Raw genomic sequence first — 18,712 nt, 5'->3', positions numbered from 1 at the left:
ATAGGAGTTGAAATCATGACAGGTATTTTAAGCACCACGATACTCTCATTTATATTGTATCTAATTATTTCACTGTTTTTTGTTATCAACAATAAAAGACATCGCAAGACCACATTGAAAGCAGTTCTGCTCATCTTTATCGTGCTATTTATTATTGGAGCGATTGCAATATACGTTATTATGCTGCCGATGACCATTCCAAATATGACTATATCTAACATCGTTATCGGAATTGCAGGTATGGTTGGACTCTACGCTTTAACGACAAGTCAGCCATTTACAAAGTCTAGCAAGCAGCTAGACACTGTCTCTGGGGTGATTGTTCTACTAGCAATCCTAGCTATACCTACTTTCTTTGTACTAGGTATTTTTGGATTGGATGATTCTTATGAGTCTATCCCTAAAGAAGAAATACCAGAAGCAAAACCATTGGATAAGGACGCTACACCAATTGTCGTATCCCCTGAATTTGCAAGAAACAAGGTGCAAAAAGCAATGAGTGTTGTTCCAAATACACAATTCTACGACTTAGGGAAACTGCAAGTGCAAAAAGTCAACGATGATATTGTGTTTGTTGCTCCTGTCGAGTTTACTGACTTTTGGCGTTACTTCCGAGGCAAAGAAACGGAAGGGTATTTCACCATTTCCGCGACAGATGTTAACGCACAACCACAGTTTGTAGAGAGTAAAATGAAATACACGAATTCAAGCTTTTTTAATCATAATGTAAAGCGTACTATTTACGGTGCTTACCCTAACTATATTCAAAGTGGGGAACCACAGTTGGAAGTGGACGAAGATGGAAAACCATGGTATGTCCAAACGCTTTATAAACCAATCGGTCTTACAAACAAACCAAATGTAGAGAAACTAAATGTTGCCATTGTCGACCCGGTAACAAGTGATGTCACTTTATACAAGACAAATGAGGCGCCTGATTTTATAGATGGCTCTGTCAGCTCTGAAATGGCTTCTGATGAAAACGAGTACTTTGGTAAGTATGTACATGGCTGGTTAAACTCCATTTTTGGTAAACGAGATGTAAAAATACCAAATGGCTCTGGAACCGAAAGTAATGTCACGCCGATTTTTGATGAAAATGGAGAAATGCATTACTTTACTGACATGTCCTCACCAAAAGAGAATATTGATTCCGCTTTAGGTTACACCTTAATTAATGCTCGTACAGGAGAGCTCACCTACTACAATGGTGATAAAAACAATGGAATTATGGACAGTAAAGGGGCAAAAGAAATAGTAAACAAAGAATTCCCAGAGAAGAATTGGACTGGATCAATGCCTGTACTATACAACATTGATGGGGATCCAACATGGGTTGTAAATGTTCTGGATCCAAACGGTTTATTCAAGCACTATGCCTATATCAAGGCTTCTGATTCTGACTTTGTAGTGTTTGGTGACACAGCTCGACAAACACTGGAAGCATATCGCCTTGCGCTCGCCCAAGATCCAAGCAATGTTTCCTCTACAGGAGAATCTGCTTTGGAAGAACGGAGCGGGGAAGTAGAAAGAGTACTTGTAAGCAATCAAAACAACGGGCAAGTAGTACAATTTTTAATTAAAGATGATAACACTATTTATAATGTTAGTTCAGGGAAATCCCAACTCGCCATTTTCATGCAACCTGGTGATAATATTACTTTTGAAGCAAATATTCGTGATAACGGCACCGGTATTGTAGAAAGCATTGAGATAGAAGGTCTAACAGAATAATAAAAAGAGCAGGCTGTAGAAATTATAGCCTGCTTTTGCTTTTAATCTGCTCTCTTATCATGCTTAATCATGATAAATAACTTAGTAAATCCATACGCGAGGAAGGCAATTACAATATCAATAAGAAACAGATAGAACAGATTCATGCCTTTATGCATTTCCACCAGTCCTACCAAAACAGAAAAACCTCCGAACCCAAAAGCAAAGACGACTGATGTTCCAATAAAAAAGATCCAGATATTTTTGTTATGTTTTGTACAATATTGGTAAACCAGCATGAAGACGACCGGAAATATAACCGCAGTAACGGAAAAGCCTACTGGAAGCAAATAGGATAGACTGTGAGGGTGCAGCAAATAATTTTGGGAAGCTAAGATATTATCTAGATTGGCCCAGAGAATATGCGCTGTAAACCCGTAAAATGAAATTTCAAAGATTCGTTTACGATCAAGCAAAAAATAAAGAATTAGTAATGGCAAGAAAATCGACAGAAGGTTAAACCAAAAATACCATGTCTCAAAGTCTGAGTAATCATTCCAAAAATCTCTGTGTAACTTTGCTAAATGTTCCTTAACATCATATATCTTCTTGTATAGTTGTTCTTCACTCATTTCTAAAACCACCCATTTATAATAATAGGTTTAGTTTATACCCAATATAAGAAACTATGCCGATAAAAAACCCTTTCCTCATTGCTTCGCCTTCCAATCCTGTTTCATCATCTTAAATAATTTCGTGAAAGCAAAAGCAACAAAAACAGTAACAAGGTCAATTAGATAAAGAAACCCATAATTCATACCTTTGTTCATTTCTAGAAAGCCGAGGTATACATACAACGGTCCCATACCAAAAGCAAATAACAGATTTAGTACGATAGTATAGAGGAAAAAGTTTTTCCCTTTCTTAAGACAATATTGATATACAAGCATAAATACTACTGGGAATACCACTGTGGTTGAGGTAAATCCTGTAGTCATTAAATAAGTTAGACTATGTGGATAGCTGAAATAATTGAGGGATGTTAAAATCTGATCTGTATTTGCCCAAAGTACATGTATGGTAAAACCAAAAAAAGTAAGTTCAAAGAGTCTTTTTCTATCCACAGTAAAATACAAAATGATTAGTGCAATAATCATGCTTCCTAGCAGAAACCAAAAACGCCATGTATCGAAACTGGTAGTCATTTCCCAGTAGGTGTGTTGTAAATTATGTAGCTCTTCTTTTACCTCGAGTATTTTATTATAAAGCTGGTCTTCGCCCATTATCAGCCCACCCATATTTATATAGTAGGCTTAGTGTGGACAATATAGTAAAAACCATGTATTTAGCAAAAATAAGAAGTGCACGCTCGGATAAATCGAGGCTTTTGGGTGAAACTTCTGCCTCTCAGGTGAAGTTATCGTGTTGTTGGGCGATGTTATCTTGATTTCAGGTGATGTTTCGGTTTCTCGGGTGATACTTTTAGTCTCGGAGCCGATAGTCTTCTGCTCTCGGGCGATATCTTCTATTTCTCAGCCGATTCCTCTTACCTCATGAGCGATACTCCTTATCTCAAAGCCGATACTCACTCCCTCTCAGCCGATGCTTGCTTTCTACCTCGGTGGCTGATCAGTACCCCTAACCATATTTTATAATAAAATAGCCTCCCAAAATCCTGGGAGGCCTCTAACTTACTTATTATTTTCAAATTCTTCCACCATGAGTGAAAGCTCTTCCCAACGCTCCATCTTCTGTTCCAGTGCTACTTCTGCTTTTTCTTGTTCCTGGAAGAGCTTTTGGACTTTTTCAGAATCACTACCAGCATCTATAATCCCTGCTTTTAGTTCATCTATCCGACTCTCTAGCTCCATAATTTCTTCTTCAATGGTATTCCATTCTCGTTGCTCATTATAGGATAGCTTTTTCTTTTTCTGCTTTGGTTTTTCTTTTACTGCCCTTGGTGCTGTTGTGACGCTTTGTTCAGCCTGAGCCTGTTCAAGGTACTCACTATAATTACCATAGTACTCACCTACCGCACCGTTGCCTTTAAAGACGATTAAACGATCTACTACACGATCTAGAAAATAGCGATCATGCGATACTGTAACTACAACACCAGGGAACTGATCCAAATATTCCTCCAGCACTCCCAGCGTCTGAGTATCCAAGTCATTTGTCGGCTCATCAAGGAAGAGGACATTTGGTTCTTGCATTAAAACCTTTAAAAGGTATAGACGACGTCTTTCCCCACCAGATAGCTTGCGGATATACGTCCACTGTGCGGAGCGGGAAAATAGAAAACGCTCAAGCATTTGTTCAGCTGTAATAACGTCACCATCACTCGTGTGAATTACTTCTGCAACTTCCTTAATGTAATCAATAATGCGTTGTGATCCATCAAGCTCTTCATCACCTTGTGTATAGTACCCGATGTTGACCGTTTCTCCAACTTCAACCTGACCGCCATCTGGCTTGATACGACCTGCCATAATATTTAACAGCGTTGATTTTCCCGTACCATTAGGTCCAATAATACCTAACCGCTCACCTGGCACAATCAAACGGCTGAATTCATTGATTAGTCTTTTTTCACCAAATGATTTGCTGATTTCCTGTAGCTCCAACACTTTCTTTCCTAGCCTGGTTGACCCTACTTTAAAATCAACTTGCTCTTTCTTCGTATCAAATGTTTCTTCCTTCATTTCTTCAACGCGCCCTATTCGAGCCTTTTGCTTTGTGGATCTAGCTTTTGCTCCACGTCTTAACCATGCTAGTTCACGTTTTAAAGTATTCTGATGCTTCGCTTCATTGCTTGCCTCAAGCGCTTCACGTTCCGCTTTTTTCTCAAGAAATATTTCATAGTTTCCTTCATACACATACAAATTACCTTTATCTAACTCATAAATTCGATTGGTGACCCGATTTAAAAAATACCTATCATGCGTAACGAGCAGCAAGGATCCTTTGTATGTCTGCAAATATTTCTCCAACCACTCTACTGTCTCATTATCAAGATGGTTTGTCGGTTCATCTAAAATCAAAAGGTCTGCAGGCTGAATCAGCGCCTTGGCAATAGCTACTCGTTTCTTCTGGCCGCCCGATAGTTCTGTTACTTGTTTATCAAAATCGGTAATTCCAAGCTTTGTCAAAACAGACTTTGCAGCTGTGTTAGCTTCCCATGCCTCTGCTTCGTCCATTTTTTGTTGCATCTTTATTAATCTGCTTTGCGCTTCATTGCTTTCCGGTTCCTCTTGCAGTTTCAACAATGCCTGCTCATAGTTACGCATTACCTGCATAATCACAGAATCTCCGTAATAGATTTGTTCCATTACATTCAGTTCAGGATTAAGTGGTGGATCTTGGGCTAAGTATTCAATCCGATAATCTTTTGGGTGTTTGATGGTGCCCTTTTCCGGTGCTTCCAGCCCAGCAATTGTTTTCAAAAAGGTGGATTTCCCCGTTCCATTTACTCCAATCAGCCCAATTCTTTCCCGATCTGTAATGGTGCTCGTAACGGAATCGAATAATATTTTGTCCCCGAAGGATTTATGTAAATTTTCTAATGTTAGCATTGTTAACTCATCCTCATCTTTTTCTAGCTTTTAGCCAATCCTTTGTAACCAGTACCAACAAAAGTAATAACCATGATGTTACCAAGTAAAATATCCCTTTGCTCACAGGCGTCATTTCGGAATAAAAGAAGGCCATGCCTACCCATATAACCGCTATCATGACAAGCTGTATTCCTAGTAATTTTATGTTAATCGCCTCCGAATTATAAAGTGAAACTTTAATCAGCGTGGGTGTCGTTCTCCCCCCCACTGACTATTAGTCGAACGAATCAGGGTATTAGCGTCCGTTTACTCCCACTTAAACACCACTGTTTCATGTTTTGAAGGAGGAGTCTTACGGACGGTTACACCAGAATAAATTTCCCTACCAACCAGTTTATCTTACTGAGAAGCTTTTTTCCATTAAGAGAAGCATAGACTGGCTGATTGAAGCAACAGAGATTTGCGGTCATGTGAAATTAACCAGCGCTAAGGCTTTAATTCACCATCTATTGGGAGACTATGTATGGTGGAGGTTAGTGCTGTTCGCTAAAGGCAGCTTTAGTTGATTGGGGCGGTCATTTGGTTGATTAAAACATTGTCGTGGTTGATTTACCACGACTTTTGGTTGATTGGATCGCTCTTACGGTTGATTAAAAACGACATGTGATCGATTGGATCGCTCTTATGGTTGATTAAAAACGACATGTGATCGATTGGATCGCTCTTACGGTTGATTAAAAACGACATGTGATCGATTGCTTCTCTCCTGCGGTTGATTGGACACGTCATTTGATCGATCGGATCGCTCTTATGGTTGATTAAAAACGACATGTGATCGATTGGATCGCTCTTATGGTTGATTAAAAACGACATGTGATCGATTGGATCGCTCTTATGGTTAATTAAAAACGACATGTGATCGATTGGATCGCTCCTGCGGTTGATTGACCGCACCATTTGATTGATCGGATACTCTTTACACTTTTTTTATACTTTTCTTGTCTAATTATTTATGCCTTCCGCTTATTATTAAGTTAGTCAGCAAAGAAAGGATGATAGGTATGTCGGAAACGATTTTCAAGGCTACGAATATTACGAAGATATACGGCGAAAACAAAGCACTCGATAAAGTATCGATTGAAATTAAACGAGGTATGATATATGGATTGATCGGAAAAAATGGCGCGGGAAAATCGACATTCATGCGCACAGTTATGGGTTTAATTAAAGTCAACGAAGGCGACATTGAACTTTTTGGAAAAACTGACAAAAAAGGATTGCAGCTGGCACGAAGAAAAATGGGCCAATCCATTGAAACACCGGCACTTTATCCAGAATTAACAGCCCAAGAGAACTTAAAGGTACAAGCCGCTAACGGGGGCGTAAGTGAGCGAGAGATTGATGATTTACTTCGTTTAATGAACTTGGAAAATACAGGTAAGAAGAAAGCTAAGAACTTCTCTTTAGGAATGCGACAACGTTTAGCGATAGCCTCCACACTTATTACAAACCCTGAGTTTCTAATTTTAGATGAACCGACAAACGGGCTTGACCCATCAGGAATTGTGAATATGCGTGAAATCATCCAACGATTGGTGACAGAACGTGGTATAACAGTCTTACTATCTAGTCATTTGCTAGATGAACTTTCACAGGTTGCCACCCATTACGGTATTTTACATGATGGAAAACTGATTAGTGAACTTTCTAAAGAAGAGTTAGCGAGTAAAACCCGGCAATACATTGAATTAGAAACAATGGATGTTCAAAGCGCAGTCATTGTACTCGATGAATTGGGGATTCGTGATTATGAAGTAATCAGTGGGACGGGAATCAACATTTATGAACACTTAGATGACGTTGCAAAAATCAACCGTTCATTAGTCTTAGCAAACGTGGAGATTTTGAGAATTGGTACTACCAGACAAAAACTTGAAGAATATTTCTTACAATTAACGGGAGGAACACCAAATGCTTAATCTTTTAACGGCGGAAAAATTTAAATTGCATAGAAGTAAAAAGTTATGGATCGTCCTAGGTATCTTACTCTTACTCCCGATTATGCAAGCCGTCAACAGTATATTAGAAGTGGATAACGGGAAGGAACTCGTCCAAGTAAAGGATACAGTCATCAATGGAGCTACTGGTATTCTGATGATGGAAAAAAACGGGTTTACAATTTTACTTGTCTTCAGTGCTTTTATTAGTTTCTTTATTGGGGAAGAATTTCAAAATGGAACCATTCGAAATGCGCTATCATTAGGTCGTGGTCGTACTCTCTATTATTTGTCAAAGCTAGTGATAACTGCCTTAATCTCTTTCATTGGTGTAATTATATTGACGGCAATTGGTATTATACTCTTTTCATTAGTATTTGGCTTTGGTGAAGTTGCAGAGATTAACGATTACTTCGGTTATGCTATTAAGACTTTTAGCACGCTTTATTTATTAATTTTGGCGAACGTATCAATTTATGTGATGATTAGCTTTCTAACTAAAAATAGCAGCATCTCGCTTATTTGGAGTTTTCTATATACAATGGCGACAGCTTTTTTACCTGAAATTTTCCTACAAACCGAGCATTTTAAATATGTCACGTTCTGGTTTACGGAAACTTACTTGAACTATTCAGATTTTGCAAACCTAGCTGATATCGCAAAATACCCTGAAATGATATTAGTCAGTCTTATCACCATTGTGCTATCATCAACGTTAGGAATCCTTCATTTTAATAGAACAGATATAAAGTAGGTCGAATAGATATGGCTACGATATTAATCATTGAAGACGATAATGCAATTCATTCACTTATCAAAGATACGTTAGTTTTACATGATTTTAAAACACTTAGTGCGTACTCAGGGACAGAGGGAAAATTGCTATTTGAACAAAATCAAGTTGATGTAGTTCTTTTAGATTTGATGCTTCCTGGAATGAATGGGAAAGAATTTCTTCAAGACATCCGGCGTAATTCAACTACCTCTGTCATTGTAGTTTCAGCAAAGAATGATCAAAATTCTAAATTGGAACTTTTGACAAATGGGGCAGATGATTACATCATAAAACCTTTTGATATTAAAGAACTGCTTGCGCGGATTAACATTCAATTACGGCATACAACAAAGCCTTCTATTACCAATACGAAAGAAATTCATTACAAAAATATTAATGTGAATTTAGAGACACGTGAAGTGAGGATAAATGATCAAACACTACATCTTACTGGCCGGGAATATGCTATTCTCCTCCTATTTCTCGAGAATCCACAAAAGGTATTCAGTCGTGCCAATATTTATGAAAGTGTTTGGAATGAACCCTATTTTGACAGCGATAAAACGATTAACATGCATATTAGCAATTTACGAAATAAGCTTAACATAGATGGCACAAACTATATTAAAACAGTATGGGGCATAGGCTTCAAATTTGTTAACTAAGAAAGGAGAAGTGATTGGTATGTGGGGATGGATATTTGTTTTCCTGGCATTATCGCTTCTTCTTTATATTATCTTTTTAAGGAGAGAACAAAGGAAATTAATACAGAGAGTTAGGGAAATTTCAGTTGATTCCAGTTTTGGAAGCAGGTTATTTCTAGATTTTCGTGAGAAGACATTGCTAGATTTAGTTGATGAATTGAATCATATGATTGATGAATATGAAGAAAAAAATCGCCAAGCAATACAAATGGAGGAGAATGTGAAGTTATCCATCGCTGGTCTGTCTCATGATTTACGGACACCACTTACGTCCATTAAAGGCTATGTTCAACTTCTGCATACGTCTACAGATCAAGCTAACAGGGCGAACTACCTCAAGATTATTGAACACTCCATCACGCGACTTATGGAAATGACCGATCACTTTTATGACTTAGCACGTATTGAAACGAATCAAAAAGAAATAGCATTATCTACTTTTTCTCTCTCCAAGCTAGTAGAACAAACTTTCTTAGACTTTTACGATCAATTGGAGAAAAAACAAATTGAAGTTCAATTTCCAGAAGAAATATATGAACAAAAAATCATAGCTGACAGAATAATGCTTATTCGTGTTATCCAAAATGTTATCCAAAACATCCTACGTTACGCTAAAAGCAAAACGATTATCGACTATAACATGAAAGAAAACCATCTAATACTCACAATTCGAAATGACATTAAAACAGATAGTAAAGTCGCCATAGAAAAAGTATTTATGCGATTCTACACAGAAATTACCAGTAGAACGAACACCGAATCAAGTGGATTAGGTCTTTATCTTTCTAAAAAATTAGTGGAAAAAATGAATGGAAATATCGATGCAGAGCTTAATGATGACTGGTTTATTCTTAAAATCCATCTCCCCATTAATAGAATTCCAACCTAATTAATACTGAATATGACATTAGGAAACAAGCCGCATTTTGGTATAAAAATACTAAATGCTTTTAAAAACAATAACTCTCTCTTTATCTGCATTTAAAAAGGCCGGGACACTGCCCGACCTTTCCTCACGTTTAATTAAAATTGTTTCAGTAAACTTACCATTTCAATAGCAGCTGTTGCTGCCTCTGCACCTTTATTTCCTGCTTTCGTTCCAGCACGTTCAATTGCCTGTTCAATTGTTTCTGTTGTCAACACACCAAAGATGACGGGTTTTTCTGTTTGCATTGCAGCTTGCCCCACACCTTTAGCTGCTTCACTACACACATAATCAAAATGAGGAGTGGAACCACGAATGACCGTCCCCAATGTAATCACAGCATCATATTGTTCCTTTTTTGCCATCTTCATTGCAGCAAGTGGAATTTCAAATGCTCCTGGAACCCAAGCCACATCTATATTTTCTTCAGGCACACCATGCCTCATTAATGTATCCTTTGCACCTTCGAATAATTTACTTGTGATAAAGTCATTAAACCTTCCAACCACTATTCCTATTTTCATGTCAGTACCAACTAAATTCCCTGCAAATACGTTTCCCATTTTATTATCCCCTCTCCATCATATATTGTTGCTGCTTTTTCCTGTATGCTGCCAAGTCTTCTATTGTGATCATTTTTAATCCGAACCGTTCGGCCATAACGGCTAAATCAGGGACTCGTGCCATTGTGCCATCCTCTTTCACGATCTCACAAATCACACCAGAGGGAGCTGCATCACTTAGCAATGCTAAGTCAACCGCAGCTTCTGTATGACCTCTACGGGCGAGTACACCCTCTTCCTTAGCGATCAGTGGGAAGACGTGACCTGGTTGTTTAAATTGATCAGCTGCTACCTGTTTATCCGTGAGTGCTTGAATTGTTTTAGCTCTTTCTGGTGCACTAATTCCCGTTGTCGTTGTAATGTGGTCTACACTGACAGTGAAGGCTGTCGACAACGGATCCGTGCTGTTACGCTTCATTAATTCTAGGCCTGCAGCTTTAGCAATGTCTGAGGTGATAGCTGTACAAACGAGTCCCTTGCCATGTGTAATCATAAAATTAATCATTTCCGGTGTCGCTTTTTCTGCTAAACCCACGAAGTCTCCTTCATTCTCACGATCTGCATCATCTACAACAATTACAATATTACCTTCTTGTAGGTCCGCGATTGCTTCTTCAATAGTATGAAACATAATCATCACTCCTTTCTTAAACTTGTCTTATAAAAACCCTTTATCCTGTAGAAATGTTTTATTTAGATTGCTTTTTGGAGCATTTTCCGTAAACTGCAAGAGGTGCTGTACATGTTTGGCTAGCATGTCGCACTCAATGTTCACGAAATCTCCCACTTCTCTTGTTCCTAATGTAGTTTGTGCTGATGTATGTGGAATAATCGAAATCGTAACAGTACTATCTTCCACGTCAAATATGGTCAGACTAATACCATCAATTGTGATCGATCCTTTTGGCAACAATAAGCTTTTGTAGTTAGCAGGTAGTTTGATCCTAAAATAGATCGCATTTTCTTGCTGCGCTTTGTATACGATCTCTGCTGTTGTATCTACATGACCTGATACAAAGTGACCACCGAACCTACCATTTGCAGCCATTGCCCTTTCTAGATTAACGAAGTCCCCTTCTTGTGTGGCGTTAAGGGATGTTGCTTTAATCGTTTCTGGCATAACATCCACTTCAAATGAATGATCCGAAAAACGCGTAACCGTTAAACAGATCCCATTAATTGCAATGCTATCCCCAATATTCATGTCTGACAGAATTTGTTCCGCTTTAATGCTTAGCGTAACCGCACGTTCTGACACACGTTTTTTCCTGAGCAATGTCCCTTTTTCTTCTATTATTCCTGTAAACATACGATCCTCCCCTTCAAATTTAATTGCATTAAAAACCCCCTGAATATCGCTTCAGAGGGTAAAAGGGCAGAATTTAATAAGCTAATAAAGCACGCTGATAAAACAATGTCCTACTATAACAGTGCAACATGCACATAGCATAATAAGGCGTTTCCTAATAAACATGCTCGCTTTTCAATTCCTTCTCCCATCCAGACTTTACTGTCGGCTCTGGAGTTTCACCAGATCCACCGCTTGGCATTGCGCCGCACGGGTCACGGACTTAGAAGCATAACACTTCATCACCGCCGGTTGGGAATTTCACCCGACCCCGAAGGAAATTCTAATTATTCGGTTGTATCTATGTTATAACTGAAATTTATATAGAATGCAAGCAACTCATTCCATACGTATCTTATTGCTTTCGTACACTTCGATATTAATTACGAACATATTAAAAGCCTACAGTCCCTCATCTTTTAGCAAAAACACCTACGTCTTTCATATACTGGGAATTTAAAGTTATACTACTGTCATTGCCTCTTGGCTAACATTTTTAACATACAAAAAAAGCCCCGCATTTGGAGCTCTTGCTGAATCAGAATCAGGTGTGCAGGTGTATATTTTGCATCCATAGAGGGCTTAAATTAATGTGTTAGGATCGATTCAAGAAAACGGATCTCTTCCTGTATTTTTATTTTTATCTGGTCATCTTCATATTTTTGAAGAAGCTCCGTTAAATACTCTCGGTCTCTTTTAAAATAAAACAGCTCTTCTTTCGTATACTCCACTAAAATGTCCTCCCAGTAGCGCGCTACGCTAGGTATTTTATACCCTATCTTCGAATAGTTAAACGGCTATTTTGATGTTTCGCTCAATTTTTCATATTCCTGTATCATCTGTTCGTAGGTTAAGGCACCAAAGGCTTTATACCTTATTTTTCCCTCGGCATCAATGAAATACGTAGTAGGAATTGGCTGTATACGATATAACTGACTTACTTTAGCCTTTTCGTCCAATAAGACTGGAAAGGTGACGCCAAATTCCTCTATAAATTCTCTCACTGTCTTTTGATTCACTTCTGTATCAGTCAGGTTAACGGCTAAGATGACAGGATCCTGATCCTGAAAAAACTGCTGCATATCTGGCATCTCCTGCCTGCATGGCGGGCACCAGGTAGACCAAAAGTTTAACAACACCCGCTCTCCTCGATAGTCAGAGAGCCTCACTTGTTCACCTTCTAGTGTTTTCAGTTCAAAGTCGGGTGCCTTATCCCCTACATTTACGCTTAGAGGAACGGTTCCGCTAACTTCCACACTTTCTTCCCCATTGTATAAGCCTTTGGAATGCTCTGCCTCCTTATCGGCAAGCATAAGATTATATACAGAGCCTATTACAATACTAATAGCAAATACGATGAACAGTATCCTTTTCATCACGATGCCTCCGTTTCATTCAGTTATGTATAGTCTGTCTCTTTCCAGCACATAACATACTAAGAAAAGCAGAGATCGCTCACTAAAATAACAGCGTTTTTGGTATTCTCTTTTGTTATACTATAGAAAATAGAGAAGGGAGCTGGGCATTTGACACTTGATAAGGGAAAGGCAAACTGTATTACTGATGTGATTGGTGTAAAAGTAGGACATGTTACATTGTATGAAAAGCTGGACGAAAATAAGACAATTTGTACGGGAGTAACAGCGATTCTTCCACACGAAGATAATTTATTTTACAAAAAAGTCCGTGCTGGTAGTGCCATTATAAATGGTTATGGAAAAACTACAGGTCTAGCACAGCTAGAGGAAATAGGGCTACTTGAAGCCCCTATTATGCTCACTAACACTTTTAGTGTGGGGGCCGTTTGGCAAGGGACATTGGAGTATATGCTTCAGACGACAAAGGATATTGGGGATACAACAAGCTCCATCAATATTGTAGTTGGGGAGTGTAATGACAGTTACCTGAACTCGATTCGGGAGCAAGCAGTTAAACCAGCTCACGCGATACAGGCAATAGAAGCGGCCACGGAACAGCCGGCAACAGAAGGGGCGGTAGGAGCAGGAAAAGGCATGGTCTGCTTTGGTTATAAAGGTGGTGTAGGGACTGCATCACGCATTATCTCAACTGAAAAAGAGCATTACACGCTGGGATGCCTGGTGGTAAGTAATTTTGGCAAACGAGAAGAAGCTTTGTTTGCAGATTGGGGCAAGCATAAGCTTGAGACACCAGATGGGTCGATTATGATGATTGTTGCAACAGATGCGCCTCTTTATGACAGGCAATTAAATAGACTAGCCAAGCGCTGTGCAGCTGGGCTTGGCAGAACGGGAAGTCATCTGGACAATGGTAGTGGGGATATCGCCATTGCATTTTCCACAGCGAATACTTATGAACACCACGCTGGGAAAGCTGATGAGACAATGGTCTACTTGCGAGATGATCATGAGGTTATGAACCAGCTATTTCAAGCTGTAGTGGAAACAACAGAAGAAGCAGTTATTCGTTCACTGCAAATGGCAGAAACCACCCATGGGAGACAAGGTAGAACTATAGAAAAAGCACCGTTTTAAGCTATTGCTTTTTGAGAGGGTGAGACGGTTTAGTCTCGCTCGCTCTTTGGGGTATGGTGGTTTCACTTTGAGATGCTTTGGATTCACTTATCACGTTTTCGATTCACTTTGCCGCCGTTTGGTTTCACTATATGTCGTTGTCGTTTCACTTTGCGGCATTCTCGTTTTACTTTATGTCGCTCTCGTTTCACTTGTAGCATTCTCATTTCACTCTATGTCGCTTTCGATTCACTAGCAGCATTCTCGATTCACTCTATGTCATTTTCGATTCATTTGCAGACTTTTCACTTCAAAATTGAGCCCCTACTTGCAGACTATTTCTGTTCTACTAAACCAATGCCTACTCCGGAGGGGTCTACAAGATAAGCGAGGTAAAATGAATCAAAATCCATTTTTTCTCTTACAATTATAGCACCGTTTTCAACAGCCTGTGCTATCGTTTCAGTAATCGATTCTACTTCGATTTGCACTCTTATCCCGTGTGGGTAATCTTGTGGGCCTTTTGCAATCCCGCCGTCGATCCCGTCCTCCCCAGTTTTCACAGCCCAATAATCCCATTTTGGCTCAGCGACTTCCCAGCCGAAAACATTCGCATAAAAAGCTGCTGCTTTCTCAGGTTCCTGGCTATTCATCTCAAAACCTACGACTCTACCATTTTGTTTTTTCATATTTTCTACTCTCTCTCCAATATTATGTATTTGTTCAAGCTAAATCCAAACATCCTGTTCAGCTGTTAACTCAGAGCTAGCCTCACCTGTGTTCACCACACCTTTTGGTTCGACAAGCATAATATGACACTCTGTTTCGGCAATAGGTTTGTGCTCCACACCTTTTGGGACGATATACATTTCTCCTTTGGACAGCCGCGTTTCACCATCTCGAAAGGCTATCTTCATTTCACCTTCCAATACGATAAACACTTCATCTGTATCTTTATGGGAATGCCAAACAAACTCCCCCTCCACCTTAACCAGTTTAAACTGATAATCATTCATTTCTCCGATAACTTTTGGAGACCACCGCTCATGGAATAAAGATAATTTTTCTTTGAAATTAATAGGATCTATGACCATCTCCACCTTTCTTGTTTTACTTTTCAACAGCTACTTTTGCTTCTTCACCACCATTTACATATTGATTGATTTTCACACCAATGAACACAAATCCTAGAGTCACAACGGCAGAAAATATCCATCCGCTAATATTCATATAAATAAGCATTTTACCATAGCCAGCTGTACCGTATGTTTGTAACAGGAAAGCTTTCAATCCATTCATAAAGATACTTCGAGCAACAAATAGTAACGTCAAAAGTTGAAACCATTTCAATAATTGCGGTTTGAAATATAACGTTCTACTATCTTGCCGCGCAAACCCCTGTAAGTAAGCCCAATCCACCATAAAATGTAAAGCTAACGGTTGTTTGATAAAAATAGATAATAAGAATACTAATCCGTAAGACATACCCAAATAAACCTGATTCCAGAGCATACTTTCCGCAGAGGAGGAAAGAAGGTTTACAGTCGTGCTGATTGTCAGGGAACCCAAGATAAATAAGCCAGCAATATTTAATTGTTTTTCCTTAAAAAATCGATAAACCGTGTAGATGAAACCAGGTACGGTTGACAATATAATCGCCCAATAATCCCCTAGACTCTCTCTCCCGTAATTCCAGATAAGATATGGGACAACGGCATAGCATATAATATCAAGCAAGATGAGCTTTTTGTTCATAGTACCCTCCTCTTCTTTCTACCATTATACCTAGAAAATTCTACCAGACTCAATTACTTTTTTGATTTATCTGTTTTTTACCCAAAATAAATAACCTGCTTCAGTAGCAGGTTATCCTGTACGTTGCTTATTTTGTTTTCGTTAAAAATGATTTCGGAACATCTGCTTTAAAATACATCGGTTGTTCCGTTGTTGGATGGTAAAAAGATAATACATGTGCATGAAGCCCGACTCGTCCAATTGGATTTTGAGTGGAGCCATACTTTTTGTCTCCAACGATCGGGTGTCCGAGATCCTGCATGTGAACACGAATTTGGTTCTTCCGTCCAGTCTCTAGCTCTAATTCCATCAAGGAGAAACTATCATTTGCCTTCAACCTTTTATAATGCGTTTTAGCAAATTGGCCGTTGTCTTTATTTTGCGTTGAATACATAACATGTGTTTTACTTTCTAACAGCCAAGAGGAAACGTAACCCTTCTCCTGTTTGACCTTTCCTTCTACTACTGCCACATACTTTCTTTCCCTAACAGCCTGCTTCCAATTGTCCTGTAGCTTAAGCTTCACCGCTTCGCTTTTTGCAAACATCATCACACCCGATGTGTTTTTATCGAGCCGATGCACAACAAAAATGCGGTTCGCAGGATCTTGAATACGCACATGCTCCATTAACTGATAATGAGCCGTCTGCTTTTTTTCTTTTGGTGTGGCAATGGATAACAGACCAGCTTCTTTATTTATGACGATAATATCATCGTCTTCATATAAAATTGACATCCCAATTAATGCCTGTCTTTTTACAGCAGCTTTATTTTTAAGTATCGTAATCGTTTGTCCTGGTTTTAATGGATAGTTATGCTTTGTTTCAATATGATCATCCACTGTAACCTGTCCTCTTGTCAAAATAGATTTCACGGAGTTCCTGCTACGATTAGGCATTGCTTCTAAAAGAAATGAAAGCAGTTCTGATTTTTCTTTTACACGAAAGATAAGTGTATTCGCCTGCGCTTTTTGATTTTTGGGCATATTTATTCTCCTTTAATAAGAGAGGCATTGCTCTCTTTAAAACATATAGGTTTAATCCTCATCATGCACATCAATATCTTCTGGAATTGGTTCATTGAGGTAGTCCTGGATAAGCTTACGGTATTTCTCCACCTGCTCAAAGTGTGTGTTGAACTGTTCTTTATTGATGAGGTACTGTTTTCCATCATGAAGAGAACGAATTCGCCCGTTCAATACCAGTGCTTTTACTTTTGACTCATCCATTGATAAGAATTCTGCTGTTTCCTCAATGTTAAGATACATCTATTTCCCCTCTTTACTTATACATCATGTGATTATTTGAACTATACTAGTATAACAGAAGAGCAATGCACATGTACAAACACCCTCCAGCATGAAGCATGTTTGGAGGGTGTTTGTATTACTGTTTCAGCACATCTTGATAGTCTGAGGTTTCCTCTAATTTCTTTTTGGCATAAGAGCATTGGGGAACGATTCTTCTTCCATCCTGTCTGGCTTGCTCTACGACCCGTTCGACAAGCTTCCCGGCAAGTCCTTGGCCTTGTAGCGATTCAGATACTACAGTATGATCAATGACAATGTCACCGTTCTCTGAAAAGGTATAGCCAATTTCAGCATCGGGATTTGTTTCACTCCCGCCAACGTAAAATGATTGTGAACCTTCTTTTATTGTAGTCATTTTTATATGCTCCTTATCCTTTTTAAAGTCTTTTCCTTTAAATTGTTTTCGTCAAACCAAGCCGTATGTGTAGTGTACGTAATACTTGTTTGCATAGCTTGTATACAGCCGGAAAAAGATGATAAGTACTTACTGTCTAAGTATGACCTTTTAAGTTGAAAGCCTACTGTTCTTTAAAAGTATGTTCAATGGAAAATGTTCTATGTAAAAAACGTACAGATGTTTTATCACCTGTACGTTCTTGCTTATTTTGTAAACCAGTTATAAAGTGCGTCTGATTCAATCGTTAGATGTGGACCGTTAAGTTTAGGAAATATAACTTTTCCTTCCTCCGAAAAGTCAAGATAGCTATCTCTTACCCGCCACATTTGGGATTCACTGGCATAGTATTCATGGTCTGTATAAACTTGGAACCACGTTATGCCACCTGCTTCGTATTCACGTACCGTAATATTTCCAACCTTTTTCTCGAATTCACCGTCGCCATCGCCAACCGCTAATTCAATAAATTTGTAGCCGTCATCCTTTGTATAGAAGTTTAGTTCCTTTCCTTCTGTTACTCTCGTTGAACCATTTGGTGTTGCTTTAAAAGCAACCTCGCCAGTGATGTATGGTGGTCCTTCTTCTTCCGCTTCCTCTTCATCTACTTGTGTTGCGACTACTTCTAAATGAATACTTCCTGTTTTCCCTTGATAAGCAATGTCATTCTCACCGTGTGGCCAATCTACCATAACTCTAAACTGTTCAGAATCCTGTTCAGGATGGAAGGTATTTTCCAACTCCACTTGCTCCCAGACTCCGCCTTTTAAACGTTCGAACTCCAGGTTTATTGGAGATTGTCCATTATCAGGAAATAAGTCACCCGACAATCCAAGGTTAACTTGATACTCTACTGGTACTGTTGTGTTATTTTTGTTAACTGCAAATGCATATACTTCTTTTTTCTCCATGCCAGGTACTAGGTCTTCGTCAAGATCAAACTCTGCATTACCAATTACCTTGCCTTCTTTATTAACTGCTTCGACATCAAAGTCAGCAGCCTTTGCAATATTGTCTTCACTTGAGAAACCGATTGTAAAATAAGCTACTGTCCCAATAACGGCCATCAATACAAAAGATAAAGCAATTAAACCAAGTGTTAATTTCTTCCTCATTCTTTCTCCCCCTTAGGTTTCATGAAAAA

General features: G+C 38.8%; 21 protein-coding genes, 1 pseudogene and 1 riboswitch. Of the genes and pseudogenes, 6 read left to right on the top strand and 16 right to left on the bottom strand.

The window, feature by feature from the left end; all coding sequences use genetic code 11:
* Positions 1–15: 15 nt before the first annotated feature.
* Complete coding sequence (locus ACTWPF_RS16405; RefSeq protein ID WP_443149838.1) at positions 16–1,734, top strand: DNA-binding protein; 1,719 nt, start codon at positions 16–18, stop codon at positions 1,732–1,734.
* Between the two features lie 41 nt (positions 1,735–1,775).
* On the opposite strand, the gene ACTWPF_RS16400 is transcribed toward ACTWPF_RS16405, so the two are convergent.
* From ACTWPF_RS16400 to ACTWPF_RS16385, 4 genes are all read right to left on the bottom strand, one after another.
* The gene (locus ACTWPF_RS16400; protein ID WP_443149837.1) at positions 1,776–2,345 is read right to left on the bottom strand and encodes a hypothetical protein; all 570 of its coding nucleotides are present in this window, start codon (positions 2,343–2,345) and stop codon (positions 1,776–1,778) included.
* Between the two features lie 78 nt (positions 2,346–2,423).
* The gene (locus ACTWPF_RS16395) at positions 2,424–2,996 is read right to left on the bottom strand and encodes a hypothetical protein (RefSeq protein WP_106895938.1); all 573 of its coding nucleotides are present in this window, start codon (positions 2,994–2,996) and stop codon (positions 2,424–2,426) included.
* A gap of 408 nt (positions 2,997–3,404) precedes the next feature.
* Complete coding sequence (locus ACTWPF_RS16390; RefSeq protein ID WP_443149836.1) at positions 3,405–5,285, bottom strand: ABC-F family ATP-binding cassette domain-containing protein; 1,881 nt, start codon at positions 5,283–5,285, stop codon at positions 3,405–3,407.
* A 591-nt stretch (positions 5,286–5,876) separates the two neighbouring features.
* A complete protein-coding gene (locus ACTWPF_RS16385) occupies positions 5,877–6,224 on the bottom strand; it encodes a hypothetical protein (RefSeq protein WP_443149835.1) in 348 nt (115 codons plus the stop codon).
* A 104-nt stretch (positions 6,225–6,328) separates the two neighbouring features.
* Between ACTWPF_RS16385 and ACTWPF_RS16380 the strand changes: the two genes are divergently transcribed.
* From ACTWPF_RS16380 to ACTWPF_RS16365, 4 genes are read left to right on the top strand one after another with little or no spacing between them, the layout of a single operon-like run.
* Positions 6,329–7,246 (top strand): ATP-binding cassette domain-containing protein, encoded by a 918-nt coding sequence (locus ACTWPF_RS16380; RefSeq protein WP_443149834.1) that lies wholly within the window; start codon positions 6,329–6,331, stop codon positions 7,244–7,246.
* Positions 7,239–8,018: an ABC transporter permease gene (locus ACTWPF_RS16375; protein ID WP_443149833.1), complete on the top strand. Its 780-nt coding sequence runs from the start codon at positions 7,239–7,241 to the stop codon at positions 8,016–8,018. Before ACTWPF_RS16380 ends, ACTWPF_RS16375 begins: the two co-directional genes overlap by 8 nt.
* A gap of 11 nt (positions 8,019–8,029) precedes the next feature.
* The gene (locus ACTWPF_RS16370; RefSeq protein ID WP_443149832.1) at positions 8,030–8,704 is read left to right on the top strand and encodes a response regulator transcription factor; all 675 of its coding nucleotides are present in this window, start codon (positions 8,030–8,032) and stop codon (positions 8,702–8,704) included.
* Positions 8,705–8,723: 19 nt separating this feature from the next.
* On the top strand, positions 8,724–9,632 hold the full coding sequence (locus ACTWPF_RS16365) for a sensor histidine kinase (RefSeq protein ID WP_443149831.1): 909 nt from the start codon (positions 8,724–8,726) through the stop codon (positions 9,630–9,632).
* A gap of 134 nt (positions 9,633–9,766) precedes the next feature.
* Here the strand turns inward: ACTWPF_RS16365 and ribH are convergent, their stop codons facing one another.
* The 5 genes and pseudogenes from ribH to ACTWPF_RS16340 all read right to left on the bottom strand — a co-directional run bounded on the left by ribH (position 9,767) and on the right by ACTWPF_RS16340 (position 12,955).
* Positions 9,767–10,231: a 6,7-dimethyl-8-ribityllumazine synthase gene (ribH, locus tag ACTWPF_RS16360; RefSeq protein ID WP_443149830.1), complete on the bottom strand. Its 465-nt coding sequence runs from the start codon at positions 10,229–10,231 to the stop codon at positions 9,767–9,769.
* Between the two features lie 25 nt (positions 10,232–10,256).
* Positions 10,257–10,862 (bottom strand): annotated as a pseudogene (gene ribB, locus ACTWPF_RS16355) (3,4-dihydroxy-2-butanone-4-phosphate synthase); the annotation flags it as partial.
* Positions 10,863–10,889: 27 nt separating this feature from the next.
* Positions 10,890–11,540 carry a riboflavin synthase gene (ribE, locus tag ACTWPF_RS16350; protein ID WP_443149829.1) on the bottom strand — a complete coding sequence of 217 codons (651 nt, stop codon included), beginning with the start codon at positions 11,538–11,540 and terminating at the stop codon, positions 10,890–10,892.
* Between the two features lie 175 nt (positions 11,541–11,715).
* Positions 11,716–11,862: riboswitch (FMN riboswitch) on the bottom strand.
* Between the two features lie 304 nt (positions 11,863–12,166).
* The gene (locus tag ACTWPF_RS16345) at positions 12,167–12,310 is read right to left on the bottom strand and encodes a hypothetical protein (protein WP_155988311.1); all 144 of its coding nucleotides are present in this window, start codon (positions 12,308–12,310) and stop codon (positions 12,167–12,169) included.
* 66 nt (positions 12,311–12,376) lie between these two features.
* Entirely contained in the window at positions 12,377–12,955 is a 579-nt protein-coding gene (locus tag ACTWPF_RS16340; RefSeq protein WP_106895930.1) for a redoxin domain-containing protein, read from the bottom strand.
* Positions 12,956–13,105: 150 nt separating this feature from the next.
* On the opposite strand from ACTWPF_RS16340, the gene ACTWPF_RS16335 reads away from it, so the two are divergent.
* Positions 13,106–14,092: a DmpA family aminopeptidase gene (locus tag ACTWPF_RS16335; protein WP_443149828.1), complete on the top strand. Its 987-nt coding sequence runs from the start codon at positions 13,106–13,108 to the stop codon at positions 14,090–14,092.
* Positions 14,093–14,406: 314 nt separating this feature from the next.
* On the opposite strand, the gene ACTWPF_RS16330 is transcribed toward ACTWPF_RS16335, so the two are convergent.
* The 7 genes from ACTWPF_RS16330 to ACTWPF_RS16300 form a co-directional block, all read right to left on the bottom strand.
* Positions 14,407–14,760 carry a VOC family protein gene (locus tag ACTWPF_RS16330; protein ID WP_443149827.1) on the bottom strand — a complete coding sequence of 118 codons (354 nt, stop codon included), beginning with the start codon at positions 14,758–14,760 and terminating at the stop codon, positions 14,407–14,409.
* 39 nt (positions 14,761–14,799) lie between these two features.
* Complete coding sequence (locus tag ACTWPF_RS16325; RefSeq protein WP_443149826.1) at positions 14,800–15,165, bottom strand: cupin domain-containing protein; 366 nt, start codon at positions 15,163–15,165, stop codon at positions 14,800–14,802.
* A gap of 16 nt (positions 15,166–15,181) precedes the next feature.
* A complete protein-coding gene (locus ACTWPF_RS16320; RefSeq protein ID WP_443149825.1) occupies positions 15,182–15,826 on the bottom strand; it encodes a VC0807 family protein in 645 nt (214 codons plus the stop codon).
* A 127-nt stretch (positions 15,827–15,953) separates the two neighbouring features.
* Positions 15,954–16,850 (bottom strand): RluA family pseudouridine synthase, encoded by an 897-nt coding sequence (locus ACTWPF_RS16315; RefSeq protein WP_161464124.1) that lies wholly within the window; start codon positions 16,848–16,850, stop codon positions 15,954–15,956.
* Between the two features lie 51 nt (positions 16,851–16,901).
* Positions 16,902–17,132, bottom strand: a complete 231-nt coding sequence (locus ACTWPF_RS16310) for an excisionase family DNA-binding protein (RefSeq protein ID WP_036577402.1) — start codon at positions 17,130–17,132, stop codon at positions 16,902–16,904.
* Between the two features lie 118 nt (positions 17,133–17,250).
* The gene (locus tag ACTWPF_RS16305; RefSeq protein WP_443149824.1) at positions 17,251–17,529 is read right to left on the bottom strand and encodes a GNAT family N-acetyltransferase; all 279 of its coding nucleotides are present in this window, start codon (positions 17,527–17,529) and stop codon (positions 17,251–17,253) included.
* A 245-nt stretch (positions 17,530–17,774) separates the two neighbouring features.
* Positions 17,775–18,683: a hypothetical protein gene (locus ACTWPF_RS16300; RefSeq protein ID WP_106895924.1), complete on the bottom strand. Its 909-nt coding sequence runs from the start codon at positions 18,681–18,683 to the stop codon at positions 17,775–17,777.
* Positions 18,684–18,712: the final 29 nt, after the last annotated feature.

The sequence above is a fragment of the Oceanobacillus sp. M65 genome, assembly GCF_052246275.1.
Lineage (GTDB): Bacteria > Bacillota > Bacilli > Bacillales > Amphibacillaceae > Oceanobacillus_B > Oceanobacillus_B jordanicus.
The sequence above is the reverse complement of the archived record's forward strand: the minus strand, read 5'-3'. Positions and strand labels throughout refer to the sequence as shown.